Raw genomic sequence first — 13,905 nt, forward strand, 5'->3', positions numbered from 1 at the left:
CGTTATGAAAAAGATCGGGTTTTTATCCTTTGGTCACTGGACGCCTTCTCCGCAGTCCGGCACGCGCTCGGCGGCAGACACGCTGCTGCAGTCCATCGATTTAGCCGTGGCGGCTGAAGAGCTGGGGGCAGACGGCGCGTATTTCCGCGTGCACCACTTTGCCCGACAGCTTAGCTCGCCGTTCCCTCTGCTGGCGGCAATAGGCGCAAAAACGAAAACCATCGAAATCGGTACCGGCGTGATTGATATGCGCTATGAAAATCCGATGTACATGGCTGAAGATGCGGGGGCTGCGGATCTGATTTCCGGCGGTCGTCTGCAGCTTGGCATCAGCCGCGGCTCGCCGGAGCAGGTCATTGATGGCTGGCGTCATTTCGGCTATGTCCCGCAGGAAGGGGAAGACGAATCGGACATGGCGCGCCGTCATACCGAGGTGCTGCTTGAGGTGCTGCGCGGTGAAGGGTTTGCAAAACCCAATCCACAGCCTATGTTCCCGAATCCGCCGGGGCTGCTGCGCCTGGAGCCGTATTCTGAAGGGTTGCGCGAGCGTATCTGGTGGGGCGCCGGTTCAAATGCGACGGCCGTATGGGCCGCAAAGCTGGGAATGAACCTGCAAAGCTCAACCCTGAAGGACGATGAAACCGGCGAGCCGTTCCATATTCAGCAGGCAAAACAGATCCGCGCGTACCGTCAGGCCTGGAAAGAGGCAGGGCATACTCGCCAGCCGCGGGTGTCGGTCAGCCGCAGCATTTTTGCGCTGATGGACGACCGCGACCGGATGTATTTCGGTGCCAGCCGCAACGACAGCGATAGCGTGGGCTACCTTGATGAGAAAACGCGCGCCATCTTCGGACGCAGCTATGCGGCGGAGCCGGACAAGCTGATCGAACAGCTGAAAAAGGACGACGCGATTGCCGAAGCCGATACGTTATTACTGACCGTGCCGAACCAGCTCGGTGTGGATTACAATGCGCACGTGATTGAGTCTATTCTCAAACACGTCGCACCGGCAATGGGCTGGCGCGAGTAGTCGTTCCGCTATCAGCCGTGAGATCGTAATGGAAAATCTGGCCCTCTGGTATCGCCGTTTTGGTGAGCCAGAAACCGTTCTGCAACCTGAAACCGCGCCGCTGGGGGCGCTTGCGCCGGGTCATCTTCGTGTGCGAATGCTGTTTTCTCCGGTGAACGCGTCCGATCTCATTCCCATCACCGGCGCCTACAGCCACCGAACTCCGCTACCGGCGGTCGCGGGGTATGAAGGTGTCGGCATTGTCACCGACGCGCCCGCGTCGTTTACGCATCTGCTGGGTAAACGCGTCCTGCCGCTGCGCGGTCAAGGCACCTGGCAGCGCTATGTTGATTGCCCGGCAGAGTATGCTATCCCCGTTCCGGACGCTGTTGACGCACGTCTGGCCGCGCGGGCCTATATCAACCCGCTGGCGGCGCAGATGATGCTTACCCGCTATCCGCCTGAAGGAAAGCGGGTGCTGCTCACGGCAGCCGGGTCGGATTGCGCCATTCTGCTGGGGCAGTGGGCGCGTCAGGCGGGGGCGGAGGCGGTGTACGGAATTCACCGTTCCGCCGTTCACGCTGAACGGCTGGAGACGATGGGGATCATTCCCGTCGCGCAGCATGACGCCCAGCGGATTGGCACCGTCGCCGCGCGTACCGACGTCGTCTACGATGCTACCGGCGGGCCGCTTGCGGAAGCGCTCCTCAGCGCGATGCCCGAGCAGGGCATGTTTGTCTGCTACGGGCTGCTCTCCGGTCAAACGTTCAGACAGCAACGGCCAGCGCCGCGCGTGGCGTGGTTCCATATCCGAAACGGTCTGGATGCGCTCAGCGCTGAGGCGTGGCGCGCGGAGTTTGACCGCATCTGGCTTAATTTGCCCGCCAGCGGGTACAGCGACGTCACGGTGTATCCGCTGGCGGAATGGCGGAGGGCGATCGGTACGTATCGCAAAGGGGGAAGGACCCGCAAGCCCCTCCTGTCGATGGCGGACTGACCGCTATTTATGGCTCATATCGCTCAGCAGCACGGCGATGGTTTGTCCGCCCGCCGTCTGTTCCAGACCAATCTTGACGATAATGGTCAGCGGGACGGAGAGCAGCATCCCAACGGGTCCGAGCAGCCAGCCCCAGAAAATCAGGGACAAAAAGACCACCAGCGTGGAGAGTCCCAGCCCTCGCCCCATCATGCGTGGCTCAAGAATGTTACCGAACACCAGATTGATGACCAGGTATCCGGCCAGCAGGATCAGCGCGTCATAAAGCCCGCTGAAAACCAGCACCTGAAGGATAGGGGGGATCGCCGCCAGCACGGAGCCGATGTTGGGAATGTAGTTAAGCGCAAACGCCAGCAGCCCCCAGACAAACGCAAAGCGAACGTCCAGCGCCAGAAGCATCACCCAGACGACGCCCCCCGTGACCAGGCTAATGGCGGTTTTCAGCACCAGATAGCGGGAGACGCTGTCCAGCGCACGCTGAATCGCCCCCATGCCTTCAGCCGGACGGACCATCATCTGCTGCAGCTTTGCCGGCAGCTGCGGCACTTCCAGCAGCATGAACACCACCGTTAAAAACAGCAGGAAAATGGAGGTCATGGCATTGGAAAGCTGCGCCAGCAGGCTGGTGACGATCGTCATGGCCGCGTTGGGGTCGATATATTTCAGGAGCTCCTCAACCGAGACTTCGATACCCGCGCGCTGCAGCCAGGGTTCCAGCTGGAGCAGCGGTATCGCCAGCGAAGAGCGGTATTTCGGCAGCGTTCGCGCCAGCTCATTGAGCGAGGTCCCCAGATACGCCACCAGCAAGACCATCGCCACAATGATGATGCTGATAAGCAGCGTGATTGCCAGCACGCGCGGGATGCGTAGCCGCGTCATGCGCTGTACCAGCGGGTTAAGGATCACCGCAACAAACAGGGCCAGAATAAAGGGCACAATAATGTCGGCGGCAAAACGAACGCCTGTCAGTATGATCACCAGCATGCCCAGCATGATGACAATTTTTAACCCGTTCAGGGTAATAATGGGTTTAGCCATGGTGACTCCGAAATTTTCTTTATATTTATAATAAAGGTGAAAGGCATTGCAATAAACTAACCAAAATCAAACGGGATGGGTAAAGAATTGCAAAGACTTTGAGTAAAATCCTGGCTTATGGTACAAATTTGGTGTGTTTAACTACCGAGGACAATTTTCATCCGCAAAGACGAGAAGCAACAACGCGGATAATTGTAATTTTATGGACAATATGTTCAGGACGTACTCTTCAAACAATACCGCTGTATACTCCACCTCCTTCTGCCTGCTTTCTGGTGAGCAACACTGGCGCACCGCACTATAGTCATTTCTTCTGCCTGAGCTGGCGCTAAGCGCTTAGCTGTCTGATTTCAATTCGTATTTTTTGGTTTGCTGCACGCAGCGGGCCACGATGGATTATATTCTCAAGCAGGAGAAAAACATGTTTTACTGGATCCTATTAGCGCTGGCAATTATCGCTGAAATTACCGGCACGCTGTCTATGAAATGGGCAAGCGTCAGCGATGGCAACACTGGTTTTATTTTGATGCTGGTGATGATTTCGCTTTCCTATATTTTCCTCTCGTTTGCGGTGAAAAAAATTGCGCTGGGCGTCGCGTATGCACTGTGGGAAGGGATCGGTATTTTGTTGATTACGCTGTTCAGCGTGCTGATATTTGACGAAACATTAACAACAATGAAGGTCGCCGGATTAACGACGCTGGTCGCGGGTATTGTGCTGATTAAATCGGGTACCCGTAAACCTGGCAAACAGCAGAAGGAGCAGAACCATGCAACAGTTTGAGTGGGTTCATGCGGCCTGGCTGGGGCTCGCCATCGTGCTGGAAATCCTGGCGAACGTTCTGCTGAAATTCTCGGATGGTTTTCGCCGTAAACTGTACGGCTTGATGTCGATTGCCGCGGTTCTCGGGGCGTTCAGCGCCCTGTCCCAGGCGGTAAAAGGGATCGATCTGTCGGTGGCCTATGCGCTGTGGGGCGGTTTTGGTATCGCCGCCACGCTGGCCGCAGGCTGGGTACTCTTCGGCCAGCGCTTAAACAACAAGGGCTGGATGGGGCTCATCTTGCTGCTTGCCGGCATGATCATGATAAAACTCGCCTGATAACGTTGCGATCATTAGTTTCAGGCCTCCGCGCTGGCTTACTGTGTAGCCAGCGCTTCCAGCTGGTCGCGGAAACCGGTAACGGACAAGGCGCGGTTGTCGGCGCGCCACCGGTCTTTTGCCGCCGGGGCAGAGCTTTGGACACCAATCAACTGCCAGCCCTTGTCGGTTTTCAGCATCAGCGGTGAACCACTGTCACCCGGCAACGTATCGCACTGATGCGAAAGTACGCTGGTTTGCGCCCAGCCCGTCACAATACAGTCGGTGTGCGTATAAAGCGTATCCAGATGATCGACAGGATAGCCTGACTGCGTCACCTTTCGGTCGGCGGCTTTCAGCGCTGCGGTGAGGGCGGCCTTGTCGCCGTCAAATAACGGCAGCGGCGTAATGCCAGAAGGCGGGTAGCGTAAAATGATCAGGCCAAAATCCCACGAGGCGGCTGCCGGTGGCACTATCCAGCCGTCGCCATCCGGCTTCAGGCGTTTGCCGAGAGACGGATCAACCCGCCCCTCAATGCCGTGGATTTCATAGCGCCAGGTTCCTTTTTGCGACACAAACCGCAAGGCAACCGCTTTATCCGGCTTGCCGTTTGGCGGCGTTAACAGGCAGTGGCCTGCCGTCAGGGCAAGCTGCGGGGTGATCAGCGTCGCAGTACATAAGTTACCACTGGCGGTTTCCAGTTGGCCTATAGCATCCCAGGGCGCCTGGGTGGGATCGGCGACGCGCGTACGATCGTCATGACCGAAAAAAAGCGTCTTTAGCTCTTTCGCGCTAATGGTGTCATCACCGCCATCATCCGCATGTGAGAATCCAGAAAAAAGACCAAACGTTCCCAGTAACAACACAACAGATTTACGCATATCACACTCTGGTGGGGGTAATTATGATTATTAAAAGTGAACCCTATGAAAATACTATAGACGGGACAGCGCTAAAGTGGGAGTAAAATCAGCGTGCTACAATCAGGAAAGATAAAAATGGCTGGCGATGAGCGCGCATAAAATAAGCAGGATCAGAATCAGCTCAAACCGATAGCGTCGCAGCATACGCCCTCCGGAAATAAAAAAACGGCGCGGAACCTGTTCCGGTTCAGCGCCGGTTTACCAACGTGCCCCGAAGGGCACGGTTAAGCTTGTACTCTTACGCAGCTGGCTGTGCAGCTGGTTTGGCAGCTTCGTGTTTTACTGCTTTTTTGTGATGCTTTTTAGCAGCCTGAGCTTTCTGTTCTACAGCTGGTTTGGTTGCTTTTTTGTGGTGCTTTTTAGCAGCCTGCGCTTTCTGTTCTACAGCTGGTTTGGTTGCTTTTTTGTGATGCTTTTTAGCAGCCTGCGCTTTCTGCTCTACAGCTGGTTTAGCGGCTTTTTTGTGGTGCTTTTTGGCAGCCTGAGCTTTCTGCTCGGTTGGTGCTGCGGTTGCTGGTGCAGCGGCTTCTTTTTTCGCTGCAGCTTTGTGATGTTTCTTATGGTGAACCGCTTTTGCTGGCGCAGCGGTGGTAGTTGCAGCAGGCGCGGCAGCCGGTGCAGCAGTTGCGGTAGTGTCAGCAGCAAATGCAGCAGAAGACAGACCCATAGCAGCGGCAACAACCAGAGCTAATACTTTATTCATTCTCATACCCTCGAATTTGGTTTTTCATTTAACCCCACTGCGGGGCCGTTGAAATAACTATATCCCTGTAAATTCGAGGTTTCCGTGAGTGATTGGTATCGGCGTGTAACGGAATGTACAGCGGGGAGAAAAGTGTACGAACAGGCCAAACGCCGCTGCTCGTACGGGCCTCTGTTATTTGTTCAGTGTGGCCAGAATAGCCGCCGGAGACTGACTGCCTATAATCGACCGTGATTCAGGCTCGATCACCACCATTACCGGGGTGATGCTAATGCCCAAACGTTCTGCCAGGGCAGATTGCCGCGCGATCAGATCGGAGCAGGCTGTGGTGGTGTCGTTATCCGGTAAAAATCCCGCCATCGCTTGTTGCAGGCTTTTGACCCTATCGGTTGAACACCAGACGCGTCCCATATCTTCAATTACCGAGTCGCGAATGGCGTTGGGCGCAACGGTCAGAAACGACATCGTCAAACCGGCATCCGTATATTGCTTAACGTTTTTCACTACGTTGCTGCAGTAAATGCACTGATTATCAATAAACACCAGCAGCTTATATTTTTCAGCAGGAGCCTGAAACGTGATGGGCTGGAGGTCTGCAAGAGAGCGGGTAATATCGTTGAACGCGTCTTGCGGGGTATTATCCTTGGCTGCGAAAGTACTTAAACTGGTCGCACACAGAATGGCTAACATCGTTTTCATTATGCCTTTCATCATTCATCCCTTTATTTTTTTAATCCTGACCTGATGGCAGTCTAATTGTGTCGGAAGGACACGCATTCATACACCCGACGCAATCATGACAACATGTGCTAAATCATATTCTTATTGAAAAGGGTGAGAAGAGTGCCGGAGCAGGCTCCGGCAGAGGGATTAAAGATAACGGGAGGTCAGATGTTCGCGGAAGTAACGGATATTCAGATCTTCGCCCGTCGCCTGGGTGATTAATTGCGACGTGCTGAAGCGGCTGCCGTGCTGCCAGATGTTCTGACGCAGCCACTCAAAGAGTGCGGAAAAATCACCTTCGGCGATGGAGGTCTGCAGACCCGGCAGTGCGGTTCTGGCGGCATGGAACAGCTGCGCGGCGTACATGGCGCCAAGCGTGTATGACGGGAAGTAACCAAAACCGCCGTCGGTCCAGTGGATATCCTGCATACAGCCGTTGCGGTAGTTGTCTTTGGTGGATAACCCGAGCCAGGCCTGCATTTTCTCATCCCACAGGGCGGGAATATCGTCCACCTCTATCTCGCCGTTGATCAGCGCGCGCTCAATCTCATAGCGCAGCACCACGTGTGCCGGATAGCTCACTTCGTCCGCATCGACGCGGATATAGCCAGGCTTCACGCGCTGGTTCCAGGCAATAAAGTTCTCTTCGCTAAACGCCGCCTGGCTGCCAAAGCGGGCGTGTACCGCAGGGAGGAGATGCCTGAGGAAAGCTTCACTGCGTCCCAGCTGCATTTCAAAGAACAGGCTCTGTGACTCATGGATCGCGGTTGAGCGCGCCAGGGCAATCGGCTGTCCTGCCCACGCGCGCGGCAGGTTTTGTTCGTAGCGGGCGTGTCCGGTTTCGTGGATCACGCCAAACAGCGCGCTGAGCAGCTCATCTTCGTCATAGCGCGTGGTGATGCGCACGTCTTCCGGGACGCCGCCGCAGAACGGGTGCGCGCTCACGTCCAGGCGGCCGCCGTTAAAATCGAAGCCAAGCATCTTCATGGCTTCCAGGCCCAGCTCACGCTGGGTTGCCGTCGGGAAAGGGCCCTGCGGGGGAATAAACGACCGCTGAGCCTGTTTTTCGACCACGTTTGCCAGCAGGTCCGGTAGCCAGGACTTCATATCACCGAACAGAACGTCCAGACGTGCGCTGGTCATGTCGGGCTCAAAAATATCCAGCAGCGCGTCGTACGGCGTACAGCCTTTGGCTTCAGCCCGCAGGCGAGCCTCTTCGCGGCTGAGTTTGACCACCTCTTTCAGGTTGGCGGAAAAACCCTGCCAGTCGTTGGCGGGGCGCTGAGTACGCCAGGCGTGTTCACACTTGCTGCCTGCCAGGGATTTCGCTTCCACCAGCGATTCCGGCAGCAGGGTCGCCTGCTGGTAGAGGCGCGTCATTTCGCGCAGATTGGCCTGTTCGACATCATTCAGATCTTCATCTGCCGCCGCCGCTAACAGGTCGCCGACTTTTTTATCTGTCAGGATCTGATGTTGCAGGACGCTCATCTCCGCCAGCGCCTCGCCGCGCGCGGCGCTGCCGCCTGGCGGCATCATGGTGAACATGTCCCAGCTGGCGATGGAGGAGAGGTGCGAGAAGCGGGAGAGACGCTGGAAGGTTTTGACAAGTGACTGATAGGCTGATGTTTTTTGCAATTCTTATTTCCTCTTGCCAGGGATGTGTTTCAGGGAGCATACAATGAAACAGACCAAATTCCCCAACATTTCCCACACGGAGGAAATCTATGCCGATCTCCTCCGTTGAAACCGTCGCCGGCATTCCGGCAGACGGTTTTCGGTGGGCACTTAGTCCTTACCACGCATAACCTGTTGCAGGATCGCCAGCGCCTGGTTGAACTGGGCATCCGGAATGGTCAGCGGGTAAAGGAAGCGGATCACGTTTCCGTACTGGCCGCAGATCAGCAGCAGCAGGCCCTGGGCGAGCGCCTTTTGCTGGATCGCCTGCGCGATGGCGGCCGAAGGTTCACGGCTCTCGGGATCAAAAAACTCCGCCGCAATCATCGATCCTCTTCCCCTAATCGCCACGAGCGCAGGAAAGCTGCCCTGAATCTCCTCCAGCGTGGCTGTCAGTCGATCGCCCAGATGACGGGCGCGCGCGCACAGTGACTCGCTGTCGATAATATTCAGCACCGCGTGCGCGGCGGCCACCGCAAGCGGGTTGCCTGCATAGGTTCCCCCCAGACCGCCGGGCGCCGGCGCGTCCATGATCCCGGCGCGGCCCACCACGCCGGACAGCGGCATTCCGCCTGCCAGGCTTTTAGCCATCGTCATCAGGTCGGGCTTGTCCGCGTAGTGTTCCATGGCAAACAGTTTACCCGTACGGGCGAAGCCGCTCTGCACTTCGTCGGCAATCATCACGATCCCGTGCTCATCGCAGATACGGCGGATGGCGGCCACCAGCTCTGCCGGAGCGACGTTGAATCCGCCTTCACCCTGAATGGGTTCAAAAATAATCGCCGCCACCTGTTTCGCCTCAATATCCGCTTTGAACAGGCGCTCAATCGCCGTGATGGCATCCTGCGTCGTAATGCCGTGCAGCTCGGAGGGATACGGCACGTGATAAACCGACCCCGGGAAGGGGCCAAATCCCAGCTTATAGGGCGCGACCTTGCCGGTTAACGCCATGGTCATATAGGTTCGGCCGTGAAAGCCTCCCCCGAAGGCAATCACACCCGGTCTGCCGGTGTGGGCCCGGGCGATTTTAATCGCATTTTCCACCGCTTCCGCGCCCGTTGTGAAGAACGCCGTCTTGGCCGGGCTCTGCACCGGGGCCAGCTCGTTAAGCTTTTCGGCTAATGAAACGTAGCTTTCGTACGGCACAATCTGATAGGCAGTATGGGTGAACTGGTGAAGCTGTTTTTCCACTGCGGCCACCAGTTCAGGGTGACGATGGCCGGTATTCAGTACCGCGATCCCGGCGGCGAAATCAATATAGTCGTTGCCTTCCACGTCGGTAAGCGTGGCATTCTCCGCCGTGCGGGCAAAGAAATCACACATTACGCCTACGCCGCGCGGGGTGGCAGAAAGTCTGCGCTGATGAAATTCCTGGTTACTCATGTCAGATACCCTTTTGTCGAAACGATCATACGCCAAGACGATCGCGCAGGCTGTAATACGCCGCGCCCATCGCCGTGAATGGGATCCGCAGGCTGCGACCGCCCGGGAAGGGGTAGTGCGGGAGTTTGGCAAACGCATCAAAGCGCTCAGCGTCACCGCGCAACAGTTCAGAGATCAGCCGTCCGGCCAGGTGGGTGCAGGTCACGCCGTGGCCGCTGTAGCCCTGCATGTAATAAATGTTTTTATCCAGACGACCAAACTGCGGCATACGCGACAGGGTCAGCAGGAAGTTGCCCGTCCAGCGGTAGTCGATTTTGACGCCTGCCAGCTGAGGGAAGGTTTGCAGCAGCTTTGGCATCACCAGGCGCTCGACATCGTCCGGATCGCGCGCGCCATAGACTACGCCACCGCCGTACAGCAGACGGTTGTCGGCGGTGAGGCGATAGTAATCCAGCAGATAGTTGCAATCTTCCACGCAGTAGTTATTGGGGATCAGCGTGCGGACGACCTCCTCCGGCAGCGGGGCGGTGGTCACCACCTGGGTGCCGCAGGGCATGCTGCGTTTTGCTAGTTCCGGCTCTATCTTATCGCCCAGATAGGCATTCCCGGCGACGATCACGTAGCGGGCCGTCACCTGGCCATGCTGCGTGCTCACCACGGCCGGGCTGGTGTGCTGAATGGCGGTCACTGGGGACTGTTCATACACCCGCCCGCCGTTCAGGCGAATGGCGTCCGCTTCGCCGATCGCCAGGTTCAGCGGATGAATGTGCCCCCCGCTGCGGTCCAGCAGCGCGCCGGTATAGCGCTCGCTGTCGACTTCCCGGCGGATGGCGCTGGCGTCCAGCAGCTCCAGCTGCGTGTTGCCGTAGCGTTCCCAGTTGGCTTTTTGCTCCTCCAGCGTCTCCAATTGCTTATGGTTTAACGCCACAAACAGCCCGCCGGGACGATAGTCGCACTGGATCTGATAGCGCTGGATACGCTCCCGGATGATCTCTCCGCCTTCAAACATCATGCTCCCGAGGACTCTGGCGGCGTCGGGTCCGTAGTTTTTCTCAATCACGTCGATATCGCGGCTGTAGGAGTTAACCAGCTGGCCGCCGTTGCGTCCGCTGGCGCCGAAGCCGATGCGCGCCCCTTCAAGGAGCACCACGTCGTAGCCCATTTCGGCGAGATGCAGCGCGGAGGAGAGGCCGGTGTAGCCGCCGCCCACCACGCACACGTCGCAGCTGATCGACTCGTTAAGCGTCGGGAAAGGTTCGTAAGCGTTCGCGCTGGCCGCGTAGTAGCTGGTGGTATGTTCGGTCATGATTGAGGCTCCAGGGCAATCCAGATGGTTTTCAGTTCGGTAAATTTTTCCAGCGCGTGCAGGGACTTATCGCGACCGTTGCCGCTCTGCTTATAGCCGCCAAAGGGTACGGTCATATCACCGTCGTTATAGTTATTGACGAAGACCGAGCCTGCTTTCAGGCGGCGGCTCATGCGGTGCGCGCGGGAGAGATCGCGGGTCCATACCGCCGCGCCAAGCCCATATTCACTGTCGTTGGCCAGCGTTAAGGCTTCCTCTTCGGTTTTAAAACGGGTGACGACCAGCACCGGCCCGAAAATCTCTTCCCGGCTGAGCGGGGAGGCAGGGTCGATGTCGACAAAAATGGTTGGACCGACTGCGGAAGGCCATGATTGTTCCCGCCCGTCCAGCAGGAGCGTGCCTTTTCGGGTTCCCTCGCGAATAAACGTGTGGACGGTATCGGCGTGCGCAGCGTCGATGAGCATTCCCATCGTGCTGTCGGGATCGAGCGGATCGCCCGGCTGCCAGTGACGGGCCTGCGCTTTCAGCTTTGCCAGGAAGTCATCGGCGATGCTGTCTTCGAGCAGCAGGCGGGTACCGGCGATACAGACTTGCCCCTGGTTATAAAAAATCCCGGCGGCGGTCGCGCTCACGGCCTTGTCCAGGTTCGGACAGTCGGCAAAGATAATGTTGGCGCTCTTGCCGCCTGCCTCCAGCCAGACCCGCTTCATGTTGCTTTCACCCGCGTCCTTCAACAGCTGCTTGCCGGTACGGGTAGAGCCGGTAAACGTCAGCACCTCGACCTCCGGATGCAGCGCCAGCGCCTGGCCCGCTTCGTGGCCGTAACCGCTTATCACATTCAGCACGCCGTCCGGCAGGCCCGCCTCTTTCGCCAGCCCGGCCAGGCGCAGGGCTGTGAGCGGCGATTTCTCCGACGGTTTCAATACCACGCTATTGCCCGCGATCAGCGCCGGGCCCAGCTTCCAGCAGGCCAGCAGCAGCGGGAAGTTCCAGGGGACGATGGCCGCGACAACCCCGATCGGCTCGCGCACAATCATCGCCAGCTCGCCCGGCCCCGTAGGCGCCACTTCGCCGTAGACTTTATCCGCCGCTTCGGCGTACCAGCGAATGGCGCGCGCCGCGCCGGGTATATCGTCGCGCAGGCTGTGGCGGATGGGTTTACCGGTGTCCAGCGTTTCCAGTAAGGCCAGCTCTTCGACGTGGCGTTCCATCAAATCGGCGAGCTTATGTAGCACGGCCTTGCGCTGCGTCGGAGACGCCTGCGACCAGTCACCGCGCTCAAATACCTCACGCGCGGCCTGAACCGCACGGTCCACGTCCGCCTGCTTGCCCTGGGCCACGTTCGCCAGCGCCTGCCGGGTAGCGGGATTGACGGTTTCAAACGTGGCGTTATCGGCGGCATCACAATAGGCACCGTTAATAAATAGCCGGGTCTCAATGGCGCTGTTTTTTGCTTTATCCTGCCAGTAAGTCAGGTGCTTAAAATGCATATTCACTCCTTTCTTTCGCAATCAGATAAATAAAGGCATGGCCGTTTCAGGCAATACGAAGCCGTGAGGCATCCCGGGAATTAACCCGTTGAATGCCGACATTGATCGTTTTTATTTGTCCCGGCGTAAGCGCGCTTACGCCGGGACCGAGTGGTAATTAGAACGTGGTGGGGGTGTGGGCACTGATAATGCGGCAGATGCCTGCCGAGGTGTTGCTGAAGCTGTGCGGTATGCCGGTATTGATGGCATAGCTCTGCCCCGCAACCAGGTGATATGGCTGGCCATTAATGGTTAGCACTATTTCACCTTCCAGTATCGTACCGATCTCCTCACCCTGATGTTTGATCCTCTCTCCGGTCGTGGTTCCAGGCTGGTAAGTTTCAAAAATCATCGCCAGCGTACGGTTCGGATTTCCGTTATGAACCAGCTTCATCGAAACACCCTGACTGCCTATTTCGATAAGATCTTCCTGATTAATAACCACCTGCGGTTCATCAGGTTTTTCCGGTTCCGAAAAGAATTCCGAGAGCGACAGCCCATAAACTTTCAGCAGCTTTTGCAGCGTACTGATGGCAGGACTGACTTTATCCTGCTCAATGGTGCTGATGGCACTGTGTGTTAACCCAGACAGTTCGGCGGCACGCCGCTGCGAGAGACCCAGCTGCTGGCGGATCTCTGACAGACGTTTCCCTGGCGCCAGTCCGTCATCGCTCATAGTTGCATTTCCTTTACGATAGTGGTCAAAGCCGTTGCTTCTCGGCAACGTGGCTTTGACAGGCGGTGATAAAACCTTCAAACAACATGCGTGACAGGGCGTACTCGCTGCTGTTCCATTCGGGGTGCCATTGCACGCCGAGGGCAAAAGGGTGGTCATGAACGCTAACCGCTTCGACCAGCCCGTCCGTCGAACGGGCCTCCACGCGGAGCCGTGGTCCTAACGTTCGTGCACCTTGCCCGTGTAACGAGTTTACCCAAAATTTGTTACAGCCTGGTATTAATTGAGACAGCAGTCCTCCCTCCTGAACCTGAACTTCATGAGAAGGGGCGTATTGTAGCTCAACCGGCAGTTCAGCATCCTCCCGGTGTTCAAGCAGGTCGTTCTGCTCGAACAGGCGGCGATACAGCGTCCCTCCCGTCGCAACAACCAGTTCCTGCAGCCCCCGGCAGATGGCGAAAATGGGGATGCGCCTTTCGAGCGCGGCGGCAATCAGCGCCATGCTCAGAAGATCTCGCCCGGGATCGGCGTTAGGCTCATCGCCGTTTTCACCATAAAGGTGCGGCTGCACGTTACTTGGGCTGCCCGGCAGGTAAATTCCGTCCAGGGTTGGCAGCAGAGCGGCCATTAGCTCAGGCTCCGCCAGCGCATGCGGTAAGGCAATAGGTAAGCCCCCCGCGTTAATAACGGCATTCAGGTACTTTTCTTGCAGGGTCTGGGTCTCATGACCCTTAAGCCTGTTTCTACACATCACCACGCCAATAACTGGCTTGTTCATTATATTTTCCATGATCGCCCTCACAAAGTGGACTAAATTTAGGCCATTCTCACCTCTGGAACGGCCTTTTCGTTCAATATTTTCTCA

At 57.2% G+C, this 13,905-nt stretch carries 14 protein-coding genes; 4 read left to right on the forward strand and 10 right to left on the reverse strand.

Annotation, left to right across the window (positions count from 1 at the left end):
• Window positions 1-4: 4 nt before the first annotated feature.
• Window positions 5-1,030: an LLM class flavin-dependent oxidoreductase gene (locus BJ885_RS05935; RefSeq protein WP_032657621.1), complete on the forward strand. Its 1,026-nt coding sequence runs from the start codon at window positions 5-7 to the stop codon at window positions 1,028-1,030.
• Between the two features lie 28 nt (window positions 1,031-1,058).
• Window positions 1,059-2,006 carry a zinc-dependent alcohol dehydrogenase family protein gene (locus BJ885_RS05940; RefSeq protein WP_121931376.1) on the forward strand — a complete coding sequence of 316 codons (948 nt, stop codon included), beginning with the start codon at window positions 1,059-1,061 and terminating at the stop codon, window positions 2,004-2,006.
• A 3-nt stretch (window positions 2,007-2,009) separates the two neighbouring features.
• Here the strand turns inward: BJ885_RS05940 and BJ885_RS05945 are convergent, their stop codons facing one another.
• Window positions 2,010-3,044: an AI-2E family transporter gene (locus BJ885_RS05945; protein WP_059346666.1), complete on the reverse strand. Its 1,035-nt coding sequence runs from the start codon at window positions 3,042-3,044 to the stop codon at window positions 2,010-2,012.
• 421 nt (window positions 3,045-3,465) lie between these two features.
• Here BJ885_RS05945 and mdtJ point away from each other — a divergent pair, with 421 nt between their 5' ends.
• Complete coding sequence (mdtJ, locus tag BJ885_RS05950) at window positions 3,466-3,828, forward strand: multidrug/spermidine efflux SMR transporter subunit MdtJ (protein WP_029739354.1); 363 nt, start codon at window positions 3,466-3,468, stop codon at window positions 3,826-3,828.
• Complete coding sequence (mdtI, locus tag BJ885_RS05955; protein ID WP_024909144.1) at window positions 3,815-4,144, forward strand: multidrug/spermidine efflux SMR transporter subunit MdtI; 330 nt, start codon at window positions 3,815-3,817, stop codon at window positions 4,142-4,144. The genes mdtJ and mdtI overlap by 14 nt, the downstream gene beginning before the upstream one ends.
• Window positions 4,145-4,182: 38 nt before the next feature.
• On the opposite strand, the gene BJ885_RS05960 is transcribed toward mdtI, so the two are convergent.
• The 9 genes from BJ885_RS05960 to puuD all read right to left on the reverse strand — a co-directional run bounded on the left by BJ885_RS05960 (window position 4,183) and on the right by puuD (window position 13,830).
• Window positions 4,183-5,004 carry a serine protease gene (locus BJ885_RS05960; RefSeq protein ID WP_047647926.1) on the reverse strand — a complete coding sequence of 274 codons (822 nt, stop codon included), beginning with the start codon at window positions 5,002-5,004 and terminating at the stop codon, window positions 4,183-4,185.
• A 280-nt stretch (window positions 5,005-5,284) separates the two neighbouring features.
• Window positions 5,285-5,749, reverse strand: a complete 465-nt coding sequence (asr, locus tag BJ885_RS05965) for an acid resistance repetitive basic protein Asr (RefSeq protein ID WP_032657610.1) — start codon at window positions 5,747-5,749, stop codon at window positions 5,285-5,287.
• A 174-nt stretch (window positions 5,750-5,923) separates the two neighbouring features.
• Window positions 5,924-6,463 carry a thioredoxin fold domain-containing protein gene (locus BJ885_RS05970; RefSeq protein WP_121931377.1) on the reverse strand — a complete coding sequence of 180 codons (540 nt, stop codon included), beginning with the start codon at window positions 6,461-6,463 and terminating at the stop codon, window positions 5,924-5,926.
• A gap of 156 nt (window positions 6,464-6,619) precedes the next feature.
• Window positions 6,620-8,107: a carboxypeptidase M32 gene (locus BJ885_RS05975; protein ID WP_121931378.1), complete on the reverse strand. Its 1,488-nt coding sequence runs from the start codon at window positions 8,105-8,107 to the stop codon at window positions 6,620-6,622.
• Window positions 8,108-8,257: 150 nt separating this feature from the next.
• Complete coding sequence (puuE, locus tag BJ885_RS05980) at window positions 8,258-9,529, reverse strand: 4-aminobutyrate transaminase (RefSeq protein ID WP_121931379.1); 1,272 nt, start codon at window positions 9,527-9,529, stop codon at window positions 8,258-8,260.
• 25 nt (window positions 9,530-9,554) lie between these two features.
• Complete coding sequence (locus BJ885_RS05985; RefSeq protein ID WP_059346671.1) at window positions 9,555-10,835, reverse strand: FAD-binding oxidoreductase; 1,281 nt, start codon at window positions 10,833-10,835, stop codon at window positions 9,555-9,557.
• A complete protein-coding gene (gene puuC, locus BJ885_RS05990) occupies window positions 10,832-12,325 on the reverse strand; it encodes an aldehyde dehydrogenase PuuC (RefSeq protein WP_121931380.1) in 1,494 nt (497 codons plus the stop codon). Before puuC ends, BJ885_RS05985 begins: the two co-directional genes overlap by 4 nt.
• A 157-nt stretch (window positions 12,326-12,482) precedes the next feature.
• Window positions 12,483-13,040: an HTH-type transcriptional regulator PuuR gene (gene puuR / locus BJ885_RS05995; protein ID WP_013096835.1), complete on the reverse strand. Its 558-nt coding sequence runs from the start codon at window positions 13,038-13,040 to the stop codon at window positions 12,483-12,485.
• A 25-nt stretch (window positions 13,041-13,065) separates the two neighbouring features.
• Complete coding sequence (puuD, locus tag BJ885_RS06000) at window positions 13,066-13,830, reverse strand: gamma-glutamyl-gamma-aminobutyrate hydrolase (protein WP_029739361.1); 765 nt, start codon at window positions 13,828-13,830, stop codon at window positions 13,066-13,068.
• Window positions 13,831-13,905 lie beyond the last annotated feature (75 nt).

The organism is Enterobacter sp. WP_7_1, from assembly GCF_003688535.1.
Lineage (GTDB): Bacteria > Pseudomonadota > Gammaproteobacteria > Enterobacterales > Enterobacteriaceae > Enterobacter > Enterobacter asburiae.

Bases quoted from the DNA above. Each gene is read 5' to 3' on its own strand.
- puuR (WP_013096835.1), bottom strand. From the start codon at position 13,040: ATGAGCGATGACGGACTGGCGCCAGGGAAACGTCTGTCAGAGATCCGC.
- BJ885_RS05985 (WP_059346671.1), bottom strand. From the start codon at position 10,835: ATGACCGAACATACCACCAGCTACTACGCGGCCAGCGCGAACGCTTAC.
- asr (WP_032657610.1), bottom strand. From the start codon at position 5,749: ATGAATAAAGTATTAGCTCTGGTTGTTGCCGCTGCTATGGGTCTGTCT.
- BJ885_RS05945 (WP_059346666.1), bottom strand. From the start codon at position 3,044: ATGGCTAAACCCATTATTACCCTGAACGGGTTAAAAATTGTCATCATG.
- BJ885_RS05960 (WP_047647926.1), bottom strand. From the start codon at position 5,004: ATGCGTAAATCTGTTGTGTTGTTACTGGGAACGTTTGGTCTTTTTTCT.
- mdtJ (WP_029739354.1), top strand. From the start codon at position 3,466: ATGTTTTACTGGATCCTATTAGCGCTGGCAATTATCGCTGAAATTACC.
- BJ885_RS05935 (WP_032657621.1), top strand. From the start codon at position 5: ATGAAAAAGATCGGGTTTTTATCCTTTGGTCACTGGACGCCTTCTCCG.
- puuC (WP_121931380.1), bottom strand. From the start codon at position 12,325: ATGCATTTTAAGCACCTGACTTACTGGCAGGATAAAGCAAAAAACAGC.
- puuE (WP_121931379.1), bottom strand. From the start codon at position 9,529: ATGAGTAACCAGGAATTTCATCAGCGCAGACTTTCTGCCACCCCGCGC.
- BJ885_RS05940 (WP_121931376.1), top strand. From the start codon at position 1,059: ATGGAAAATCTGGCCCTCTGGTATCGCCGTTTTGGTGAGCCAGAAACC.
- BJ885_RS05970 (WP_121931377.1), bottom strand. From the start codon at position 6,463: ATGATGAAAGGCATAATGAAAACGATGTTAGCCATTCTGTGTGCGACC.
- mdtI (WP_024909144.1), top strand. From the start codon at position 3,815: ATGCAACAGTTTGAGTGGGTTCATGCGGCCTGGCTGGGGCTCGCCATC.
- puuD (WP_029739361.1), bottom strand. From the start codon at position 13,830: ATGGAAAATATAATGAACAAGCCAGTTATTGGCGTGGTGATGTGTAGA.